Consider the following 1,642-nt stretch of genomic DNA (forward strand, 5'->3'; position numbering starts at 1 on the left):
TTTTTATTATCAGGAACAAATAGCAACGGCTCCTGTTAGAGGTCACTATAAATCAAAAAACCCAGTATATTCAAAACTTTTGGTGGTTGACAAGGAAAATCGAAAATCTAAGGCTGATGCTTCAAACGCCGGGATTAACTCATCGCAATACCCTTTGTTTTTATGTACAGATGTAGATTGTATTTTAAAACCCAATACAATTGTCAAGCTAGTTAAGCCTTTTATAGAGAGTAAAACAAAAGTTATCGCTACAGGAGCAGCAATTAGAAGTTCAAATTCATGTGAAGTTAACGAAGGCTTTTTATTAAAAGTACATTTTCCAAAAAAATGGTATCCCATGTTTCAAGAATTGGAATATGTACGTGCTTTTTTATTTGGAAGAATGGCCTGGAGCCAGTTAAATAGCCTAATACTGGTCTCAGGTGGCTTAGGAATGTTTAATAAGGAAATCGCAATTAAAGCAGGAGGTTATATGCATACATCTTTGGGTGAGGATATGGAGCTTATCATTAGAATGAGAAAAGTGATGTATGAAAGAAAAGAAAAGTTTAAAATTAAATACATTCCAGAATCATTGTGTTGGACTGAAGTCCCCCCAAACTTCAAAATATTAATGCGTCAACGTGTTCGTTGGGCCAGAGGATTGATTCAAACACTGACAATTCATAAAAACATGTTTTTCAATCCAAAATATGGCAGGACATCTTGGTTTTCATTGCCCTATTTTTTCTTCTTTGAATTTTTAGCTCCCATAATTGAAGCCTTTGGTTTGATTTTGATTGTTACAAGTTTAATTATGTCCTATTTTTATTCCGGCTTTATCAATTATGAGTTTTTTTTATGGTCAATGCTTTTTGTTTACTTGTTTTATATTAATATTACGATCATCTCTATTTTGCTGGATGAATTGCTTTACAAGAGTTATGCAAATATGAAAGAAGTTATAAAACTAGTAGGCATGGCGCTTATAGAGCCTTTGGTTTACCACCCGGTTATTGTAGTCGCGGCAATAAAAGGCTATTGGCAGTTTTTTACAAAAAAGGAAGCAACTTGGGGTGTGATGATTAGAAAAGGGTTCGTAGAAGTAAAAAAAAATAACAAAATATGAATATTTTAAAATATAATCAGTTCACATTTAAGAAATTTTCACTTTTTGTTTGTTTGATTATTTTTGGTGTTCAATTTTCCTTTGCCCAAAAAATAAACACAGATAGTTTATTACTACAGGCATATGAATCATTAAAGCAAAAAGAATATTCCAGAGCTTTAAAGCAAGCTCATTTGGGTAAAAAAACAAGTCCCGAGTATCTGGATTTTCAGGTTTTAATAGGTAGAGTCCATCAATTAACAAACCAACAAGATAGTGCACGAATTTATTTCAATAGGATTTTAGAAAAAAATACAGCTTATAAAGAGGCATTTACATATTTAATCAATTTAGAATTTGAGGAAGAAAATTTTGAAAATGCCGAAATAGTGTTAAGTAATGCAATTTCTGTTCATTCAGAAAACAAAGTCTTTCGTATAAAAAAACTTCAGTTTTATCAATTACAACAAGATTTTGAAAGTGAACGTGAATATTTAAAAGAACTGATACAAATTCTAAATTTACACGAGATAGATTGAGATATATAAGTCAGTC

At 31.3% G+C, this 1,642-nt stretch carries 2 protein-coding genes; both read left to right on the plus strand.

Translation table 11 applies throughout. The annotated features are described in order from the left end of the window. Nucleotides 1–1,108: glycosyltransferase family 2 protein (locus AACY61_RS13455; protein ID WP_339612095.1), on the plus strand; the 1,108-nt coding region annotated here is incomplete at its 5' end. Further along, entirely contained in the window at nt 1,105–1,626 is a 522-nt protein-coding gene (locus tag AACY61_RS13460) for a hypothetical protein (protein ID WP_339612096.1), read from the plus strand. The genes AACY61_RS13455 and AACY61_RS13460, both read left to right, overlap by 4 nt. Nucleotides 1,627–1,642 lie beyond the last annotated feature (16 nt).

Source organism: uncultured Planktosalinus sp. (assembly GCF_963973675.1).
In the GTDB taxonomy this organism is placed as follows: Bacteria; Bacteroidota; Bacteroidia; order Flavobacteriales; family Flavobacteriaceae; genus Planktosalinus.

Coding starts and splice junctions, on each gene's coding strand:
- AACY61_RS13460 (WP_339612096.1), top strand. CDS start 1,105: ATGAATATTTTAAAATATAATCAGTTCACATTTAAGAAATTTTCACTT.